The 18077-nt window shown below is 71.8% G+C and carries 19 protein-coding genes; 6 read left to right on the top strand and 13 right to left on the bottom strand.

Going from position 1 to position 18077, the window contains the following annotated elements; all coding sequences use genetic code 11:
- Positions 1-16: 16 nt before the first annotated feature.
- Positions 17-1189: an NADH-quinone oxidoreductase subunit D gene (locus tag LL946_RS11215; RefSeq protein WP_404380657.1), complete on the top strand. Its 1173-nt coding sequence runs from the start codon at positions 17-19 to the stop codon at positions 1187-1189.
- A 30-nt stretch (positions 1190-1219) separates the two neighbouring features.
- On the opposite strand, the gene LL946_RS11210 is transcribed toward LL946_RS11215, so the two are convergent.
- The 10 genes from LL946_RS11210 to LL946_RS11165 form a co-directional block, all read right to left on the bottom strand.
- Positions 1220-1678 (bottom strand): DUF3180 domain-containing protein, encoded by a 459-nt coding sequence (locus LL946_RS11210; RefSeq protein WP_404380655.1) that lies wholly within the window; start codon positions 1676-1678, stop codon positions 1220-1222.
- Positions 1675-2559, bottom strand: coding sequence for a 2-amino-4-hydroxy-6-hydroxymethyldihydropteridine diphosphokinase (folK, locus tag LL946_RS11205; protein WP_404380653.1), 885 nt, complete (start codon positions 2557-2559; stop codon positions 1675-1677). The genes LL946_RS11210 and folK overlap by 4 nt, the downstream gene beginning before the upstream one ends.
- Entirely contained in the window at positions 2556-3404 is an 849-nt protein-coding gene (folP, locus tag LL946_RS11200) for a dihydropteroate synthase (protein ID WP_404380651.1), read from the bottom strand. Before folP ends, folK begins: the two co-directional genes overlap by 4 nt.
- 10 nt (positions 3405-3414) lie before the next feature.
- On the bottom strand, positions 3415-4023 hold the full coding sequence (gene folE / locus LL946_RS11195; protein ID WP_404380649.1) for a GTP cyclohydrolase I FolE: 609 nt from the start codon (positions 4021-4023) through the stop codon (positions 3415-3417).
- Positions 4024-4036: 13 nt separating this feature from the next.
- Positions 4037-6160: an ATP-dependent zinc metalloprotease FtsH gene (gene ftsH, locus LL946_RS11190; protein ID WP_404380647.1), complete on the bottom strand. Its 2124-nt coding sequence runs from the start codon at positions 6158-6160 to the stop codon at positions 4037-4039.
- Between the two features lie 180 nt (positions 6161-6340).
- Positions 6341-6877: a hypoxanthine phosphoribosyltransferase gene (hpt, locus tag LL946_RS11185; RefSeq protein WP_404380645.1), complete on the bottom strand. Its 537-nt coding sequence runs from the start codon at positions 6875-6877 to the stop codon at positions 6341-6343.
- Positions 6878-7125: 248 nt separating this feature from the next.
- Positions 7126-8091: a hypothetical protein gene (locus LL946_RS11180; RefSeq protein WP_404380644.1), complete on the bottom strand. Its 966-nt coding sequence runs from the start codon at positions 8089-8091 to the stop codon at positions 7126-7128.
- Positions 8085-9098 (bottom strand): tRNA lysidine(34) synthetase TilS, encoded by a 1014-nt coding sequence (gene tilS, locus LL946_RS11175; protein WP_404380642.1) that lies wholly within the window; start codon positions 9096-9098, stop codon positions 8085-8087. Before tilS ends, LL946_RS11180 begins: the two co-directional genes overlap by 7 nt.
- Before the next feature lie 13 nt (positions 9099-9111).
- Positions 9112-10164: a zinc-dependent metalloprotease gene (locus LL946_RS11170; protein WP_404380640.1), complete on the bottom strand. Its 1053-nt coding sequence runs from the start codon at positions 10162-10164 to the stop codon at positions 9112-9114.
- Between the two features lie 8 nt (positions 10165-10172).
- Complete coding sequence (locus LL946_RS11165; RefSeq protein WP_404380638.1) at positions 10173-11621, bottom strand: D-alanyl-D-alanine carboxypeptidase; 1449 nt, start codon at positions 11619-11621, stop codon at positions 10173-10175.
- 91 nt (positions 11622-11712) lie between these two features.
- Between LL946_RS11165 and LL946_RS11160 the strand changes: the two genes are divergently transcribed.
- A complete protein-coding gene (locus tag LL946_RS11160) occupies positions 11713-12345 on the top strand; it encodes an inorganic diphosphatase (RefSeq protein ID WP_404380636.1) in 633 nt (210 codons plus the stop codon).
- A 63-nt stretch (positions 12346-12408) separates the two neighbouring features.
- Here LL946_RS11160 and LL946_RS11155 read toward each other — a convergent pair whose 3' ends face one another.
- The gene (locus LL946_RS11155; protein WP_404380634.1) at positions 12409-13122 is read right to left on the bottom strand and encodes a GNAT family N-acetyltransferase; all 714 of its coding nucleotides are present in this window, start codon (positions 13120-13122) and stop codon (positions 12409-12411) included.
- A 119-nt stretch (positions 13123-13241) separates the two neighbouring features.
- Here LL946_RS11155 and LL946_RS11150 point away from each other — a divergent pair, with 119 nt between their 5' ends.
- From LL946_RS11150 to LL946_RS11135, 4 genes are all read left to right on the top strand, one after another.
- The gene (locus LL946_RS11150; protein WP_404380632.1) at positions 13242-14255 is read left to right on the top strand and encodes a metallophosphoesterase; all 1014 of its coding nucleotides are present in this window, start codon (positions 13242-13244) and stop codon (positions 14253-14255) included.
- A 182-nt stretch (positions 14256-14437) separates the two neighbouring features.
- Entirely contained in the window at positions 14438-15640 is a 1203-nt protein-coding gene (locus tag LL946_RS11145) for a glycoside hydrolase family 15 (protein WP_404380630.1), read from the top strand.
- Positions 15641-15688: 48 nt separating this feature from the next.
- The gene (locus LL946_RS11140) at positions 15689-16072 is read left to right on the top strand and encodes a thioesterase family protein (protein WP_404380628.1); all 384 of its coding nucleotides are present in this window, start codon (positions 15689-15691) and stop codon (positions 16070-16072) included.
- Positions 16072-16734: a lysophospholipid acyltransferase family protein gene (locus tag LL946_RS11135; protein ID WP_404380626.1), complete on the top strand. Its 663-nt coding sequence runs from the start codon at positions 16072-16074 to the stop codon at positions 16732-16734. The genes LL946_RS11140 and LL946_RS11135 overlap by 1 nt, the downstream gene beginning before the upstream one ends.
- Positions 16735-17095: 361 nt before the next feature.
- Here LL946_RS11135 and LL946_RS11130 read toward each other — a convergent pair whose 3' ends face one another.
- Positions 17096-17251 carry a hypothetical protein gene (locus tag LL946_RS11130; RefSeq protein WP_404380624.1) on the bottom strand — a complete coding sequence of 52 codons (156 nt, stop codon included), beginning with the start codon at positions 17249-17251 and terminating at the stop codon, positions 17096-17098.
- A gap of 56 nt (positions 17252-17307) precedes the next feature.
- Entirely contained in the window at positions 17308-18042 is a 735-nt protein-coding gene (locus LL946_RS11125) for a TetR/AcrR family transcriptional regulator (protein WP_404380622.1), read from the bottom strand.
- Positions 18043-18077: the final 35 nt, after the last annotated feature.

Raw genomic sequence — 18077 nt, 5'->3', positions numbered from 1 at the left:
GTCCTAGCCTGCAGGCATGCCTTCACAGTCGAGCCCCCGCGAGCTCACCGTCGGCGTCGGCGCCGGTGGGCTCGCGACGGCCGACATGGTGCTCAACATCGGCCCGCAGCACCCGGCGACCCACGGCGTCCTCCGGCTGCGCCTCACCCTCGACGGCGAGCGGATCGTGCGCGCCGAGCCGATCATCGGCTACATGCACCGCGGCGCGGAGAAGCTCTTCGAGGTCCGTGACTACCGGCAGATCATCGTGCTCGCCAACCGCCACGACTGGCTCAGCGCCTTCGGCAACGAGCTCGGTGTGGTCCTCGCGGTCGAGGAGATGCTCGGGATGGAGGTGCCCGAGCGCGCGGTGTGGCTGCGGACGATGCTGGCCGAGCTCAACCGGGTCCTGTCGCACCTCATGTTCCTCGGCTCGTACCCGCTCGAGCTCGGTGCCATCACCCCGGTCTTCTACGCCTTCCGCGAGCGCGAGGAGCTGCAGGCGGTCCTCGAGGAGGCGTCCGGCGGGCGGATGCACTACATGTTCAACCGGGTCGGCGGCCTCAAGGAGGACGTGCCGGCCGGGTGGCTCGGTCGGGTCGACGACGCCGTGCAGGCGGTCCGTCGCCGACTGCCCGACCTCGAGTCGATGCTCGTCGGCAACGAGATCCTCGTCGCGCGCACCCGTGGGGTCGGGGTCCTCGACGTGGGGACCGTGCAGGCCTATGGCGTGTCGGGGCCCATCGCCCGCGCCTCCGGTCTCGACGTCGACCTGCGGCGGGACGCGCCGTACTTGGCGTATGCCGAGCTGTTCGGCGAGGACGGGCCAGGGCGCGTCGTCACCCGGAGCGCCGGGGACTGCCTGGCCCGGCTCGAGGTGCTGCTCGAGCAGGTGCACGTCAGCCTCGACCTCGTCGAGCACTGCCTGTCGGTGCTCGGGTCGCTGGCTGCCGGCCCGGTCAACCAACGCCTGCCCAAGGTCCTCAAGGTGCCCGAGGGCGAGACCTACGTCGCCACCGAGAACCCGCTCGGTTTCAACGGCTACTTCCTCGTCTCACGAGGAGACAAGACGCCGTGGCGGCTCAAGCTGCGGTCGGCGTCGTTCAACAACGTCCAGGTGCTCACCGAGCTGCTGCCGGGGACGCTGGTGTCCGACATGGTGGCGATCCTCGGCTCGACGTTCTTCGTCGTCGGCGACGTCGACAAGTAGCCGGCGGCAGCCACTCCCGGCTCGCACCGGTCAGTCGTCGTCGGACGGCGGGTCGAGGCGGCACCAGGACTGCGCCACGAGGCCGACGGCAGAGAGCACCAGTCCGGCGCCCACCAGCAGGGCGAGCCGCCACAGCCGGGCCTGGTTCGCCACGAGCGAGAGGTCGCCCGCCACGACGGCCAGCTGGCCGGCATACCAGCCTCCGGCAGCAGCGCCGGTGAGGGTGGCCGCCTGGGCGAGCACGACGACGCGGGCAGCGCGCAGCGGGTCGAGCCGACGCGTCGAGCGACCGGCGAGGTAGGAGCGGACCGGCCAGGCCCACCCGCCGACGAACGCCGCCATGCCCACGAGGAGCAGCGCGGCCAGCCACGAGGGGCGCGGCACGAGCGTGCCCTCGCCGGTGAGGAGCTGCCACAGCAGCCACGACAACAGGCCGACGACGAGGGCCACGAGCACGGCCACGCGGGCACGCACCCCGTGGTGGCTCACCACCCGTCCTCCATGAGGTCGACGTCAGGGCCCAGGGCGACGCCGGCGCTGCCGACCTCGGCGACGAGCTCGGCGACCCGTCGCACCTGCCCGTCGACGCGCAACGCCGCCTCGGCGTCGGCATCGGCCCACGGGACGAGCACGAACGCCCGCTCGTGGGCGCGGGGGTGCGGCAGCGTCAGGGCTTCAGTCGAGAGCCGGACGTCGGTGTCGAAGACCGGGTCGCCGTACTGGATGAGGTCGAGGTCGAGCGTGCGCGGCCCCCACCGCTCCTTGCGCACCCGCCCGTGGTCGAGCTCGATGTCCTGGAGGGTGCGCAGCAGACGCTGGGGTGAGAGCGACGTCGTCCCGACGACGACGGCGTTGAGGTAGGCCGACTGGGCCGGCCCCCCGACCGGTGCGGTCTCGTAGATGCGTGACGCCGACTTGAGGTCCAGGGCCAGCCACAGGGCGCTGACGGCGTTCTGGATCGTCTCGAGCGGGTCGCCCATGTTGGAGCCGAGGGCGACGACGACCGGTGTCTCGCGCAGGCGTTCGACGGTGACCGCGACGTCGGTGAAGGGGTGCCCGACCGGGGCCTGGGGCTTGTGGACGGTGACGACGACCGACTCGACGAGCGAGCGAGTGAGGACCTTGGCGGCGATGCGGTCGGCGAGGGCCTCGATGAGGTCGAGCGACTCGCCCTCGATGAGCGCGACGATGTCGCCCGCCACCTCGGCGTAGTTCACGGTGTCGGCGAGGTCGTCGCTCGTCCCGGCCTGGGTGAGGTCGACGTCCATCTCGACGTCGACGACGAACGTCTGGCCGTCGCGCTTCTCGAAGTCGAGGACGCCGTGGAAGCCCTTGGCCGAGATTCCCTTGAGGGTGATCCGGTCGCTCACGGGCCCTCCTCTCCGTCGGGGGCACGCAGGGCGTCGGCGACGTCGAGCGCCTCGATCGTCGCGGCGACGTCGTGAACGCGCACGCCCCACGCCCCGCACCGGGCGGCGTGGAAGGACGTCACGGCGGTCGAGAGGTCCCGCTCGGCCGGGGGTCGCGGCGCGGAGCCGCCCGGGCGGCCGAGCCGTCCGAGGAACGTCTTGCGCGACGTTCCCACGAGCACCGGGTGGCCGAGGCCGACGACCTCGTCGAGGCGGCCGAGCAGGGCCCAGTTGTGCTCGGCCGTCTTGGCGAACCCGAAGCCGGGGTCGAGGATGATGTTGTCCGCGCGAATCCCGCTCTCCTGCAGGGCATCCGCCCGCTCCCGGAGCTCGCGGCAGACGTCGGTCACGACGTCGTCGTAGACCGCGCGCGACTGCATGTCGGTGCTGTGGCCGCGCCAGTGCATGGCGATGAAGGGTATGCCGGCCTGCGCCACGAGGCCTGCCATGTCACCGTCTGCGAGGCCGGCGCTCACGTCGTTGACGATCGCGGCACCCGCGTCGATCGCGGCCTCGGCCACGGCGGCACGCATCGTGTCGATCGAGACGACGGCACCCTCGGAGGCGAGGGCTCGCACGACCGGGACCACCCGGCGCAGCTCCTCCTCGACCGAGGGGCGCTCGGCACCCGGGCGGGTGGACTCTCCGCCGACGTCGATGAGGTCGGCGCCGGCACGGACCAGCTCGCGGCCGTGGGCGATCGCGGCCTCGGGCTCGAACCACTCACCGCCGTCGCTGAACGAGTCGGGCGTGACGTTGACGACCCCCATGACGAGGGGTCGCGGACCAGCGACGAGCGGGATCACCGGGTGCCGCTCACCGCTTGCCGCCGAGGAGCAACGACATCGCCTCGGACCGGGTGGCAGGATCGCGCAGCTGGCCGCGGACGGCCGACGTGATCGTGCGGGAACCCGGCTTGTGCACGCCACGCATCGACATGCAGAGGTGCTCGGCCTCGATGACGACGATGACGCCCTGGACGCCGAGGTTCTCGACCAGCGCGTCGGCGACCTGGGTCGTGATCCGCTCCTGGACCTGGGGGCGGCGGGCGAAGACGTCGACGAGCCGCGCGAGCTTGGACAGCCCGGTCACGGTCCCGTCGGGCGCCGGGATGTAGCCGACGTGCGCGACGCCGTGGAAGGGCAGCAGGTGGTGCTCGCAGGTGGAGTAGATCTCGATGTCGCGCACGATGATGAGCTCTTCGTGGTCGATCGAGAAGCGCGTGGACAGCATCTCGGCCGGGTCCTGGGACAGGCCGGCATACAGCTGGGTCGCCGCGCGGGCGACGCGGTCCGGGGTGTCGCGCAGGCCCTCGCGGTCAGGGTCCTCGCCGATGGCGTAGAGGTACTCGCGGACCGCCCGGCGGGCGCGCTCGTGGTCGACCTGGCGCGCGGGCAGGGTGTCCTCCTCGTCGTCGGTGGGCACGGCCCGGCCCCCGTCAGTGGGCGTCGGGGTCGACACGCTGGCCCTCGGGAACCTCGATCACCTGGGTCGGCGGGTGCTCGGCAGCGGCCTCGGCCGCCGGATGCGCACCCTCGCTGGCGGCCTTGTCGATGGCCGCGGTCGTCGAGGGGTCACCCTCGTTGACGTGGGCCCCGCTCGGCTCGCCCGACGGGCCGTGACCGTTGAGGGCGACCTGCTCGGCGGGGGTGAGGACGGGCGGCTGGTCGGAGATGCCGCGGTGCTCGCTCGAGAGCCAGGTCGGGCGCAGCGGGCGCTTGACGATGCCCACGAAGACCTCGGCGATCTCCTTCTGGTTGAGCGTCTCGCGCTCGAGAAGCTCGAGGACGAGCCGGTCGAGGATGTGGCGGTTGTCGTTGATGACGTGCCACGCCTCGTCGTGCGCCGCCTCGATGAGCTTGCGCACCTCCTCGTCGACGATCCCGGCGATCCGCTCCGAGTAGTCGCGCTGGTGGCCCATGTCGCGGCCGAGGAAGACCTCGCCCCCGCTCGAGCCGAGCTTGATCGCGCCGACGCGCTCGCTCATGCCGTACTCGGTGACCATCTTGCGGGCCATCGCGGTGGCCTTCTCGATGTCGTTGGCGGCACCTGTCGTCGGGTCGTGGAAGATGATCTCCTCCGCGACGCGGCCACCCAGCGCGTAGGCGAGCTGGTCGAGGATCTCGTTGCGGGTGGTCGAGTACTTGTCGTCGATGGGCATGACCATCGTGTAGCCGAGAGCCCGGCCACGCGGCAGGATCGTCACCTTGGTGACGGGGTCGGTGTGGTTCATCGCCGCGGCGACGAGCGCGTGCCCACCCTCGTGGTAGGCCGTGATCTTGCGCTCCTTGGCCGACATGATCCGCGTCTTCTTCTGCGGACCGGCGATGACGCGGTCGATCGCCTCGTCGAGCGTCAAGTCGTCGATGAGGGTCTGGTCGGTGCGGGCCGTGAGGAGCGCGGCCTCGTTGAGCACGTTGGCCAGGTCGGCGCCGGTGAAGCCGGGCGTCCGGCGGGCGACGGCGAGCAGGTCGACGCCCGGAGCCATCGGCTTGCCCTGCGAGTGCACCTCGAGGATGCGGTGACGGCCGAGCATGTCCGGGGCCTCGACGGCGATCTGGCGGTCGAAGCGGCCCGGGCGCAGGAGGGCCGGGTCGAGGATGTCGGGGCGGTTGGTCGCCGCGATGAGGATGACGTTGGTCTTGACGTCGAAGCCGTCCATCTCGACGAGCAGCTGGTTGAGCGTCTGCTCGCGCTCGTCGTGCCCACCACCGAGGCCGGCACCGCGGTGGCGACCCACGGCGTCGATCTCGTCGACGAAGACGATGGCGGGGGCGTTGGCCTTGGCCTGCTCGAAGAGGTCGCGCACACGCGAGGCACCGACACCGACGAACATCTCGACGAAGTCCGAGCCGGAGATCGAGTAGAACGGCACACCGGCCTCGCCGGCGACGGCGCGCGCGAGAAGGGTCTTGCCGGTTCCGGGAGGGCCGTAGAGGAGGACGCCCTTGGGGATCTTGGCGCCGACCGCGAGGAACTTGGCCGGGTCGGAGAGGAACTCCTTGATCTCGTGGAGCTCCTGGACGGCCTCGTCGGCACCGGCGACGTCGTCGAAGGTGACCTTGGGGGTGTCCTTGGTGGCCAGCTTGGCCTTGGACTTGCCGAACTGCATGACCCGCGAGCCACCGCCCTGGGCCTGGCTCATCATGAACCAGAAGAGGCCGACGAGCAGCAGGATCGGGAAGATGCTGATGAGCAGCGTCCAGAACGGGTTCTGGGTCTCGCGCTTGTCGTTGTAGCCGTCGGTCGGCGGGTTGGCCTTGACGAGCTCGACGAGGGACTCGGCGCGGGCGTCGACGAACTCGGCGCGGACCTTGTCGGCCCCCGAGATGTTGGCTTCCTCGTCGCTGAAGGGAGAGTCCGACTTGAGGTCGAGGTTGAGGACGTTGTCGCTGGTGAGCTCGGCCTTGTCGACCTTCTTGTCCGTGATGAGCTTCTCGGCCTTGGCCGTGTCGATCGTCGCGTAGCCGCCGTCCCCTCCCAACGAGAACATCACGACGGTGATGGCGATGACCGCCAGGACCCAGAACAACGGGGTCTTGAACACGCGCTTGGCATCCATGAATGTGAATGGGGCCGAGGGCCCCATGTCCTCCTGATCAACGAGCTCATCCGTGCACGCTCGCGCGCCACAGGCTAGGTGTACACGCTACCCGTGACAGTGCCTACGGCACCGGGTGCGTCCGATCGGACAACGACCGGCGTATGCCGCGTGTTCCGCGCGTCGGCCCGCTCTCGGTGGTCAGCTGTAGACGTGGGGGGCGAGCGTGCCGACCTGGCGCAGCCCGCGGTACTGCTCGGCGTAGTCGAGGCCGTAGCCCACGACGAACTCGTTGGGGATGTCGAAACCGACCCACTTGACGTCGACCTCGACCTTGGCGGCGTCGGGCTTGCGCAGCAAGGTGCAGATCTCGACCGATGCGGGGCTGCGCGACTCGAGGTTGGAGCGGATCCACGACAGCGTGAGGCCGGAGTCGACGATGTCCTCGACGATGAGCACGTGCTTGCCCGAGATGTCGGTGTCGAGGTCCTTGAGGATCCGGACGACGCCGGAGCTCTTGGTGCCGGACCCGTAGGACGAGACGGCCATCCAGTCGACCGGCGCCGTGATCGGCAGGGCCCGCATGAGGTCGGCCATGACCATGACCGCACCCTTGAGGACGCCCACGAGGAGCAGGTCCTTGCCGGCGTACTCGGCGGCGATCTCCTCAGCGAGCTCGGCCAGCTTGGCCTGGATCTCGTCCTCGGTGATGAGGACCCGCTCGAGGTCTGCTCCCATGTGGGCAGCGTCCACGGTGCACTCTCCCTGTCGTGTCGACGGTCCGTCGTTGCGCCTAGTCAACCGGACGGGACGCCTCAGGGCACCACCGGGGGCGGGCCGGGTCTCGACCGGGAGACCCGCGGCTCGCACCGTCAGCCGAGCGCTCCTCGACGGTGAAGTCCTTCACTTCATCGTTGGGTGGAGGCCCCGCAACGGTGGAGGCTTGTCCCGCCCTGCCCGCGCGCCGACCTGAGCAGTAGGGGAGCTCAGGTCGGCGGGTCGAGGTCCCCGAGCACGGCCTCGGCCGCCGAGGTGCGGAAGTAGAGCAGCGAGCGCCCGTCACGCACGCACGTCACGAGCCCGACGTCCCGAAGCCACCGGAGCTGCTGGTTGGCTGCCGAGACGCTGATCCGGCGTCGGGCCGCCACCGTCGTGCTCGACATCGGCTCGCGCAGGTTCATGAGCAGGGTGGCCCGGGTGGCGCCGAGCAGCTGGACCGCTCGCTCGGGCGCGGGCTCGGGCAGCGCCAGGCGGCCTCGCCCCAGCGCCGGGTAGAGGATGTAGGGCTCGGCCTCGGCGTTGAACGGGTACGACGCGTGCGGCGTGAAGTGCGTCGGCACGAAGACGAGACCCCGGCCGCGCGCGTCGGCGACGAACTCCGGCCCGCTGGGGTTCCAGGCACGCAGCTCCGTCTCGCCCAGGGTGAGGGCCGGGGTGAGGTCCTCGAGCATGGGCCTCAGCCCCACCCGCGCGCTCGTCACCGCCCGCACCGTGATGTCACCGGCGAGGTTGCCGTGCAGCGGCGACCACCAGGGCCGGATGCAGGTCCGCCAGTACTCCTCCATCACCCCGACGATGCGGCGCAGGACCTGCGGGGTCGGCCCGACGAGCGCCTCGGGCCGTCCGTCGGGATAGAGGTCGTCGAGGTCCCGGTCGACGACGCGGAGCGGCAGGGCTGCCACCGTCCGCAGCTCGTCGGCGACGTCCGTGGTCCCCGAGACGGGTCTGGGGTTGAGGAACTCGGGGGTGGAGTAGTCCGGCGCCACGAGCGCGAGCAGCAGCTCGAGGTCCAGGCGCGCCAGCCGCGGCTCGATCGCCCGGCGCCAGGGCGACATGTAGGGGTACTTCTCGGGGCGCCACACCGCACGCAGCGACAGCGTCGTCTCGCTGAGGACCGAGATGCCGAACGTCGCGGTCGTGAGGTCGTGCTCGGTGATCCGGTAGCTCACCATGCCGATCCGCCCCCGTCCGAGCCCGACATCACCGCGACGCGCCCCTTCCGGCGCAGGACGCGCAGGTCGCCGGGTGCGTGGACCGGCCCCTGCCCGTGCCAGTCCGCGACCAGGGCGTCACAGGCATCCGTATGCCGTGCGCTCACCTGCCCGGCCGGCGCACCGGCCGCGACGAGGAGCCGGCGCCAGACCCTCGTCCGGACGGCCCGGGGCAGCCCGGCCAGCTGCGCCACGTCCCACGGCCCGGTCCCCAGCGTGGTGGCGGCGGCGTCGGCGAGCGCGTCGAGGTGGTCGGCGTCCTCGCGCAGCTGGTCGGCCGACCGCGCGAGGGCCGCAGCCACTCCCGGCCCGAGGTCGGCCTCGAGGTCGGCGACGGCCCGCCGGGCCCGAACCCGGGTGAAGTCGGTGTCCTCGTTCATCGGGTCGTCCCACCACGGGACGCCCTCGGCGATGCACGACTCGCGGCACTCGGCCCGGGTCACCCCGAGGAGGGGACGGCACAGCCGGTATCGGGCGCGGGTCCCACGCTCTGCGTGGACCGGCATACCGGCCAGGGAGCGGGCACCCGAGCCGCGGACGAGACCGAGGAGCACCTGCTCGGCCTGGTCGTCGAGGGTGTGCCCGAGCAGGACCGCCGCTGCACCGGCACGGGTGGCGACGGTCTCGAGAGCGGCGTGGCGGGCGTCGCGAGCGGCTGCCTCGAGCCCGGAACCGCTCTCCGACACCACGACTCGCTCGACGAGCACCGGGTCGAGGCCGAGGTCCCGCACCCACTCCGCCGCGCGTGACGCGGTCTCGTCGGACCCGAGCTGGAGTCCGTGGTCGACGACGACGGCACCGCCCGACCACGACGCGTGGCGCTGCTCGTGGGCGACGGCCTCGGCCAGCGCCATCGAGTCGCCTCCCCCGCTGCACGCGACGAGCACGACCGAGCCGGGCGGGAGGTCTGCGAGCGCCGAGCGGACGGCATACCGGATCTTCGCCGTCGACGGGTGCGGACCGCTCACGGGAGGTGCCGGCTCAGCCGTGGACGCGCGTGACCCAGGCGGCGGGGTCGGTGATCTCGCGGGGCTGCGGGAGCGTCTCGGGTGAGGTCCAGATCGCGTTGAAGCCCTCGACGCCGACGCGGTCCTGCACGCCACGGACGAACTTCGCGCCGTCCTTGTACTGGCGCATCTTGGCCTCGAGGCCGAGCAGGCGGCGCAGCAGCTTGTCGACCGCGCTGGCGCCCTTGCGGCGCTCGGTGAACTTCGACCTGATCTCGGCGACCGTGGGGATGTGGGCGGGGCCGACGTCGTCCATGACGACGTCCGCGTGTCCCTCGAGCAGCGACATCACCGCGGTGAGCTCCGCGAGCTTCTCGCGCTGCTCGGGTGTCATGACGAGCTCGGTGATCCCGCCGGACCCGCTGGAGAAGACCTCGGGCAGCTTCTCGCGCAGGGTCCGCGTGATCTCCTGGAGGCGGTCCTGGTCGGGCGCCATCTCGGTCGCGAGCGCGCGGGCCTCGGCCACCATGTGGTCGCGCAGCCACGGCACGGCCGTGAACTGCACCCGGTGCGTCTCCTCGTGCATGCACACCCATGCCCGGAAGTCGTCGGCGTCGACGTCGAGCTCCCGCTGGACCTGGACGAGGTTGGGGGCGACGAGCAGCAGCGCGGGGGTGCCGCCGGGCGCGAGGTCGTACTGGCCGAGCACCTTGCTCGACATGAAGGCGAGCAGCGCCCCGGCCTCGGCACCGGTGACCTTGCCGCCGATCGACGCGGCCAGGCCGCTCGGGGCGGCCTCGGGTCCGCGCTTGGACATGATCTGCTCGAACGCCGGGTTGAGCATCGCGCCCATCGAGTCGGCGTTCATCGCGATCCACGTCGGGCGGTCGATGACGAGCGCCTCGGGCGCGTCGTCCGGCGTGTGCAGCCGGGAGGTCTCCGCGACCGGGCCGTGGGCCTTGCTCGCGGCCTCGCGGATCGCACCGACCTCGGCGGCCGCCTCGTCCGCGGAGACGCTCGGACCGGCGGCGACCAGGGTGCGTCCCGTGGTCTTGGCGAACTCCCAGTCGACGTAGCTGTTGCTCACGTGCCCTCCTAGTGGCAACCGCACTGGGTCAGTGCGGTGACGAAGCGATCCAACGCCGCGCGTGCGCCCAGCGTTCCCGACGAGGCTGGCACACGATCGGTGAGGACGACGAAGACGAGCACGTGCCCGTCGGCGTCGACGGTGGTCCCGGCGAGGCTCGAGATGCCCTTGAGGGTGCCGGTCTTGGCCCTCGGTATGCCGGCCACGGCCTTGGTCTGCTTGCCCCTGTAGCGGTCGGAGAGGCTGCCGTTGAGCCCCGCCACGGGAAGGGTCGAGACGACCCGCAGGAACGCGGGGTCCTTGCCGGTGGTCGCGAGCGCGAGCACGTCGGCGATCGCCGTGGCGGTCGCCGTCTGCCCCGGAGAGAGCCCGCTCGTGTCGAGCAGGCGCAGGCCCTGGGTGGGCACTCCCGCCTCGGCGAGCGTCGTGACGACGAACTGCGGCGGGCCGAGCGGGGCGGCCGGGGACGCGCCCGCGGCGACCATGGCCTGGCGGACGAGGTTCTCGGTGAGCGCGTTGTCGCTGTGCTGCAGGGCGAAGGCGAGGTGCTCGGCGTAGGTCGCCGACTCCACCGCGCCGAGCTCGGTCGCGCCGGCCGGGGCCGGGGACCCGTGGCCGCGCAGGGGTGCCACCGTCGTCGCGTGACCACGCGCGGCGAGCGCCTTCGCGAGCGCGGCGGCGACGCCGGACTCGGGCACGGGTGGGGCGGCCTTGCCACCGCCGGCGCGCTGGGAGACGAGGTCGAGCATCGAGACGGATTGGGTGAAGCCCGCGGCGATGTCCTCCTTCTTCCACGTCGTGGGATAGCGCGGACCCGCCGCGTAGGTCGCGTCGACACGCAGCGTCACCGGCCCGGCGGCGCGGTCATCGAGCGACTGCGCGACCTCGTCGGCGAGGGTGGCGATGCCGGCGTGGCCCTCGACCGCGTGCGGGTCCGACGCACCGAGGCCGAGGAGGGTGTCGCCGCCGGCGACGAGGACGACCTCGTTCGGCGAGTCCCCGGTGACGACCCTGGTCGTCATGTGCGCGTCGAGGTCGACGTGGGACGTCACGGCGAAGGCGCTGAGGACCTTGAGGGTGGACGCGGGGGCGCGAGCGACGTTGGGCGAGACGGCATACAGCTCCTCGCCCGTCTGGCCGTCTCGGACGCTGATGCCGACGCTGGGACCCAGCCACGGGTCCTCGGCGATGGGCGACAGGGCCTTGGTGAGACCGGCCTTCGTCGGTGCGGCGCCGGAGGCCGACGTCGAAGGAGAGGGGGTCGCGGTGGTGGCGGCGGCGCTCGGCAGAGCGGCCCAGGTGGGTGAGGACGACGGCGAGCCGGTGGGGGTGGGCGGGTCCACGGGAGCGCCCTCGTAGGTGAGGATGCCGGGGGCGAGGTCGACCACGTCGGCGGCCGCATAGCCCGCGGTGCCGACGAGGAGGAGGGTGACCCCCGCCACTGCTGCCCGCCGCATCGGACCCCTTTCGTTGGTGTCCCCCCACTCATACGGGACACTGGTCCCCGAGCGTAGGTCATCCATACCCATCCGAAAGAAGGCCACCATCGTGGAGTTCGACGTCACCATCGAGATCCCCAAGGGACACCGCAACAAGTACGAGGTGGACCACGAGACCGGTCGCATCCGGCTCGATCGGATGCTGTTCACGTCGATGGCGTACCCCTCGGACTACGGCTACGTCGAGGACACGCTCGGTGAGGACAGCGACCCGCTGGACGCCCTCGTCCTGCTCGACGAGCCCACCTGGCCCGGCTGCCTCGTGCGGGCGCGTCCCATCGGCATGTTCCACATGCGCGACGAGGCCGGCGGCGACGACAAGATCCTCTGCATCCCCGCGGGCGACCCGCGCAAGGCGCACATCACCGAGCTCGAGCACATCAGCGAGTTCGACCGCCTCGAGATCCAGCACTTCTTCGAGACCTACAAGGACCTCGAGCCGGGCAAGTCGGTCGAGGGCGCGCACTGGGCCGGACGCGAGGACGCCGAGCGCTGCGTCACCGAGGCCATCGAGCGGGCGCGCGAGGCCGGGATGACCACGGCACGCTGGCGCATGCCGGCCGCCCAGGAGTCCGACGCCAGGGCTGCGTCCGCCGCCCGCACCGCCGAGGAGCACGCCCACGCGGCCGCCAAGGCCAAGGAAGAGCTGGCGACCAAGGACAAGCCGCTCAGCGACGCCTGACCCGCCGACCCCCGTTCGACTTATTGCGACTTTGCGCCCCTTCCGGGGTGGGGCGCCGCCCGCTCAGCTGCGCAAAGTCGCAATAAGTCGAGTTCGCTGGCGGCCGTCGGCGTCGAAGTTGCCCGGGTCGAGCCAGGCCTCGTGCCGGGCCCGCACCGCCGGCCACTCGTCGTCGGTCACCGAGTACCAGTCGGTGTCGCGGTTGCGGCCCTGGACGACCATGTGGTTGCGGAACCGCCCCTCGTGGGTGAACCCGAGGCGGGCCGCCGCTCGGCGCGAGGGCTCGTTGAGGCTGTCGCACTTCCACTCGAAGCGCCGGTAGCCGAGGTCGTCGAAGGCGTGCCGCATGAGCAGGTGGATCGCCTCGGTCGCGGCGCGCGTCCGTTGCAGGGAGCGTGCGTGGAGCACCCCCGCGACCTCGACCTGCCCGGTGCGCGGGTCGATACGCATGAAGGAGGCGACGCCGCTCGGGCGTCCGGCCCGCTCCCCCTCGAGCGGGACGAGGGTGAACGCGACCGTGTCCGGGTCGTCGACGGCCGCGGCGAGGTGCATCCACAGCCCGGCCAGGCTCGTGGGCCTCGGGATTGGCCGGTAGGTCCAGAGCGAGCCGTCGTCGGGACCGCACACTGCGTCGAAGAGGTCGGAGTAGTGCACCGAGTCCAGCGGGACGACCCGGACGTAGCGACCCTCCAGCGTGGTCGGCGCCGGGGCAGCCCGCGGCGCCCACATCGCCACCACGTCGCCGACCTGCTGACCGAACGCGTTCACCTCTGGCACGGGGCGAGGCTAGCCGAGCCCTCGTAGGCGCCGGGTGCAAGGTTTCATCTTCACGGCCCGGTGCGTTCACCGGGCACCGGTTGGCTGTGGAGGTCCGCCCCCACCCCGAGGAGAGCTTCGTGAAGAAGATCCCGTATGCCGTCCTGCCCGCCACCTCCCTCGCGCTCACTGCCGCCGTGCTCGCCCCGGTGGGCGCCGCCGCCGACCCTGCGCCGGCCCACAGGGACCGCTTCGCCGTCATCGGCGACGTCCCCTACGGCAGCGACCAGGTCGCCCGATTCCCCGCCTGGATCGGTGAGATCAACGCCGCCGACCCGGAGTTCACCGTGCACGTCGGAGACATCAAGAACGGCTCGAGCGTCTGCTCCGACGACTACATCACCGGCATTCGCACGGTCCTCGACACCGTCGAGAACCCGCTGGTCTTCACGCCCGGCGACAACGAGTGGACCGACTGCCACCGCCCCAGCAACGGCAGCTACGACCCGCTCGAGCGACTCCGGTTCCTGCGCGCCACCTTCTTCCCCGCCCCCGGCCGGACCCTCGGCGAGACGACCCGCAAGGTCGAGGCCGACACGGCGGCCGGCTACCCGGAGAACGTCCGGTGGCGGGAGGACCGAGTGTCGATGGCCGCGGTCCACGTCGTCGGCAGCAACGACGGCACCGCTGCGTGGACCGGGGCGACGGCGCCCAACGCCGCGCAGCTCGCCGAGCAGTCCGCCCGCATGGAGAGTGCCCTGTCGACGGTCCGCGAGGCCTTCGACGACGCGCGACGTCGTCAGGATCGTGCCGTCGCGATCTTCCTCCAGGCCGACATGTTCGACCCGACGTGGTCGCCGACCTTCGCGGACGTCTCGGCGTTCAAGCCTCTCGTGCAGCTGCTCATCGACGAGTCGAACGCCTTTGCCGGCGAGACCTACCTCTTCAACGGTGACAGTCACGCCTACAACGAGGACCAGCCCCTCGCGGCGGGCTCGACGTGGCTGTCGCTGTACGGCGTGCAGGGTTCCAGCGAGCTGCAGCGCGTGACCGTCGACGGTTCGGGCAACAACACGAACTGGCTCGAGGTGACCGTGGGACGCGACAAGGACGAGCCCGTCCTCAGCTGGGAGCGCGTTCCCTACGTCCACTGAGACCGAGGCGCCGCGCCTGACGGCGCTCGTGGCCGCGTAGCGGTGGGCGGACGGCATACCACGGCGTTTTCGGTATTCCGGCCCACGCAGAGCGTGGGACCCGCGCCCACGGTTCGCAGGACAACTCACCCGGGCGCGGCGTAGGTTCGCCGGGACCGAAGAGCCCGGGAGGTGTGGACGACGTGCGACGTGGAGTGCGTGCCGTGACGGCGCTGCTGAGCTGCGCCCTGCTCGCCGCCTGCGGGACCCGCGCCTCGTCCGACGGACTGTGGGCCGAGCCGCAGCTCGCCACCCCACCGCAGTACCGCATCGGCGACGGCGACCCTCGGGGCGCCTCCATCGTCCGGGCAGCCCGGGAGTGGGTCGACCTCGGCACCGTGCCGGGCGAGGGCACGCCATGGGAGTCGATGAGCCGGTGGGCGCTCATCGACCTGCACCAGGCGATGGGCGGCCTCGACTCCGGTCATGCTCCCGCCGCCGGCGCCGCCGACCGGTGGGACTACTTCTGGCCCAGGGACGGCGCCTTCATCGCGCTGGCCCTCGACCGGACCGGTCACACGCAGGAGGCCGCGGCGGTCATCGACTTCATCTCGCGCCTGCCGTTCGACACCCAGCAGGGGTTGGACGCGCGCTATCTCCTCAACGGCCAGCGCGTCGTCGTCGACCCGCGCGGACCGCAGTCGGACGGGTGCGGCTGGGTGCTCTGGGCGATCGGGTCCATGACCGACGAGGCACTGCCGAGGTCCGCGGACGCGCTGCGCACGAAGTGCGTCATGAACGTATTGCGGCTGACGTCGAGCGGGTGGCTGCTGCCGCCGCCGTCGCCGGACTACTGGGAGATCCCGGTCGGGCAGACGTCCCTCGGGACCGTCGCGCCGATGCTGGCGGGGCTGCGGGCGACCGCCGACCACGGCCCCGCCGCCGAGCGGTGGGTCGCGGGGCAGGCGGCCAAGCGGCTCGAGGAGCGCGTGCACGAGTCGATGGGCCCGGCGCTCGAGCGGTTCGGTGAGCGCGGCGGGCTTGATGCCGCCGTGGCGATGATGATGCCGCCGTTCGGGCCGGAGGACGGGCGGACGACGAAGCGGTGGCTGGCCTACCAGCGCGAGGCGATGCGGTCCTCCGGCGGGCTCGCCCCGGGTGCGGAGTGGAAGCAGGACGGCACCTCGTGGACGCCCGAGACCGCGCTCGTCGCCTACACCGCGGCGGCCTCGGGCCGCGAGAAGACCGCCGAGCGCTGGCTGACCTGGCTCGACGAGCACCGCACACCATGGGGCTCCCTCCCCGAGAAGGTCAACCGGTCGGGCAGCCCCGCTGGGCCCGCACCCCTGCTCTGGACGGCCGCCCTCGTGCTGCTCACCCTCGACGAGCTCGAGCCGCCCGCCTGACGTCGCGTACTCACGCGCGTTCTTGACGTCGTTGCTTGACTGGGGCGCATGAGCACCCCGGGCCGCGCCCCCGTCCCCGTCGAGCAGAGCTTCGTCGTCGGTGACGACGACACCGCCGCAGCCCTGGGCTCGGGCAGCCTGCCCGTCCTCGCGACGCCGCGGCTGCTCGCGTGGTGCGAGGCGGCGACGTGCGCGGCGCTCGAGCCCGTCCTCGGTGAGGGGCGGACGAGCGTCGGGACGCGGGTGGACCTCCAGCACTCCGGCGCGTCCCCGGTCGGCGCCGAGGTCATCGTCACGGCGGACCCGTCCTACAGCGACGGGCGGCTGCACCGGTTCAGGGTGAGCGGACGGCATACGGACGGCAAGGTCGTCGCCACGGGCGAGGTGACGCGCGTCGTCGTCGACGTCGAGCGCTTCCTCGGCCGGCTCTGATGCCCAGCCTCCGCCAGCACCTCAGGAACGCGGCCGGCTTCGCCCTGGTCTGGGTCGCGGCCAAGGCGGCGCACCGGGTGCGGTTCCGCACGACGGGTTCGGTGCCGCGCACCGGTCCGGTCATCGTCGTCGCGAACCACCTGACGACGACCGAACCGCTCGCCCTGGCGCGGGTGGCGATCGGGCACCGGCGCTTCCCGCACTTCCTCGCGATGCAGGAGGTGTTCGGCTGGCCGGGAGTCGGGGCGCTGGCGCGGGCGACGGGCCAGATCCCGGTGGCACGCGGGTCGGCGTCGGCCGCGGCGGCGCTGGACCTCGCCTCCGGGCACCTGTCGAGGGGACACCTCGTCGCCCTCTACCCCGAGGGGAGGCTCACGACCGAGCCCGACCAGATGCCCGGCCCGGCGCGCACGGGTGCCGCGCGGCTCGCGCTGCGCCACCCCGAGGCGCCGGTCATCCCGGTCGGCATGTGGGGGCCCAAGCAGGGCAGCGAGCACATCTGGCACCGGCACACGGCGTGCCTGTCGGTCGGGCCCGCGGTCGACCTGTCGGCGTGGGCGGGGCGCAGCGACGAGGCCGCGGCGCGCGAGGTCACCGACGTGCTCATGGACGCGATCCGGGAGCAGATCACCGTCGCCCAGGAGATGTGGCACGCCCGGTGAGCCGCGGACCACATCCATCCGGCCCTGTTCGCACGGGGTGCACGGGGCGCAGTGCCCCCCTTCGAGATGGTCATTCGCCAATCGACTTCCCGTGGTGCGCCAGTCCTACTCTGAACAGACGTTTGACAACGCGACCGAGGCTTCGGGAGGTGTCGACATGAGCAAGGGATGGCAGTGGTGACCACCCGAAGCTCTTTGGTGCGGCCGGCCTCCCGGCACGCCTGACGGAGCCGATGCCCATGCGACCCTGCCCCGCACCTGAGACCCCAGGTGCGGGGCCGTCTGCGTCGAGCCAGGTCGCCGGCCCGGTTGAGCACGACTCCCGAGCCGCCGGGGTCGCGCCCCTGCGACGGCCACCCGGTCAGGTGTCGCCCATGGGTAGCTCGGGCCCGATGAGCGCCACTGCCGAGCAGTGCCGGCACACCCTCACCACGTGCGACTCCTCAGAAGTCGTCACCTGCTCGTCCGTGACCCACTCGTGCTCGTCACACCTGTCGTCACCCTCGGCGATCCTCACGGTCCATCCTTACCGCACAACTGGCGTGAACGGTGGCATGGCGCCGACCGTCGCCGTCATTGGCTCAGTGCGAGGTCCATGCGTTCGAGTAGGGCCTCGAGGGCCTTCTCGAACTCTGCTTCGGTGTGGTCCTCGGACAGCCTCTCGCGCAGCCGGGCCACGGTGGGGTAGTCGGCCAGGTCCACCTCGACGTCGGCGTTGGGCACGTCGGCCTCGCCCTCGTTCAGGGGCTGCTCGACAGGCCCGGTGGCGGCTCCGAGGGTGGCGGACTCGAGCAGCAGGTGGCCGAGCAGGAAGCTGGTGAAGGAGCGATAGGCGGCCACGGCCTGGTCGTCGCTGAAGCCGCGCGAGGTCAGCCCGTCGAGGAACTCCTGGACGACGCGCAGGCTGCGCAGTGGTGGCCGCAGCCAAGGTGCAGCGGGGTGTCGCGTGGCGATCAGCGGGAAGGCGTTCGGGTGCTCGAGGGCCAGTCGGCGGACTTCGTGAGCCATCCACTGGAGGAAGGCCTGCCAGCCGTCCATCGGGTGCATCTGAGCACCGGGATCGACGCGCAGCTCGCCCACCAGCCGGTCCACGACGGCCTCGAGCAGGTCCTCTCGGCCGTTGACGTAGCGGTAGAGGGCCATGGCCTCGGCTCCGAGCTCTTGCCCGAGGCGTCGCATGGTCAGGGCTCCGGGGCCGGAGGCGTCGATGATCGCCACTGCCTGGTCGACGATGAGCGCTCGGTTCAGCCGACCCCACCGGCGTTCAGGGGTCCCTGTCACCGGGTCGGGGGTCTTCTGCACATCCATGTCTGCCTCCCTGACGCCGGACGACCAGCCTACGA

The sequence above is a fragment of the Knoellia locipacati genome, assembly GCF_044791685.1.
In the GTDB taxonomy this organism is placed as follows: domain Bacteria; phylum Actinomycetota; class Actinomycetes; order Actinomycetales; family Dermatophilaceae; genus Knoellia; species Knoellia locipacati_A.
The sequence above is the reverse complement of the archived record's forward strand: the minus strand, read 5'-3'. Positions and strand labels throughout refer to the sequence as shown.

Excerpts from the sequence above, each read along its gene's own strand:
- ftsH (WP_404380647.1), bottom strand. The coding sequence starts at position 6,160 with ATGGATGCCAAGCGCGTGTTCAAGACCCCGTTGTTCTGGGTCCTGGCG.
- LL946_RS11180 (WP_404380644.1), bottom strand. The coding sequence starts at position 8,091 with ATGGTGAGCTACCGGATCACCGAGCACGACCTCACGACCGCGACGTTC.
- hpt (WP_404380645.1), bottom strand. The coding sequence starts at position 6,877 with ATGGGAGCAGACCTCGAGCGGGTCCTCATCACCGAGGACGAGATCCAG.
- LL946_RS11125 (WP_404380622.1), bottom strand. The coding sequence starts at position 18,042 with ATGGATGTGCAGAAGACCCCCGACCCGGTGACAGGGACCCCTGAACGC.
- LL946_RS11135 (WP_404380626.1), top strand. The coding sequence starts at position 16,072 with ATGCCCAGCCTCCGCCAGCACCTCAGGAACGCGGCCGGCTTCGCCCTG.
- LL946_RS11215 (WP_404380657.1), top strand. The coding sequence starts at position 17 with ATGCCTTCACAGTCGAGCCCCCGCGAGCTCACCGTCGGCGTCGGCGCC.
- LL946_RS11165 (WP_404380638.1), bottom strand. The coding sequence starts at position 11,621 with ATGCGGCGGGCAGCAGTGGCGGGGGTCACCCTCCTCCTCGTCGGCACC.
- LL946_RS11140 (WP_404380628.1), top strand. The coding sequence starts at position 15,689 with ATGAGCACCCCGGGCCGCGCCCCCGTCCCCGTCGAGCAGAGCTTCGTC.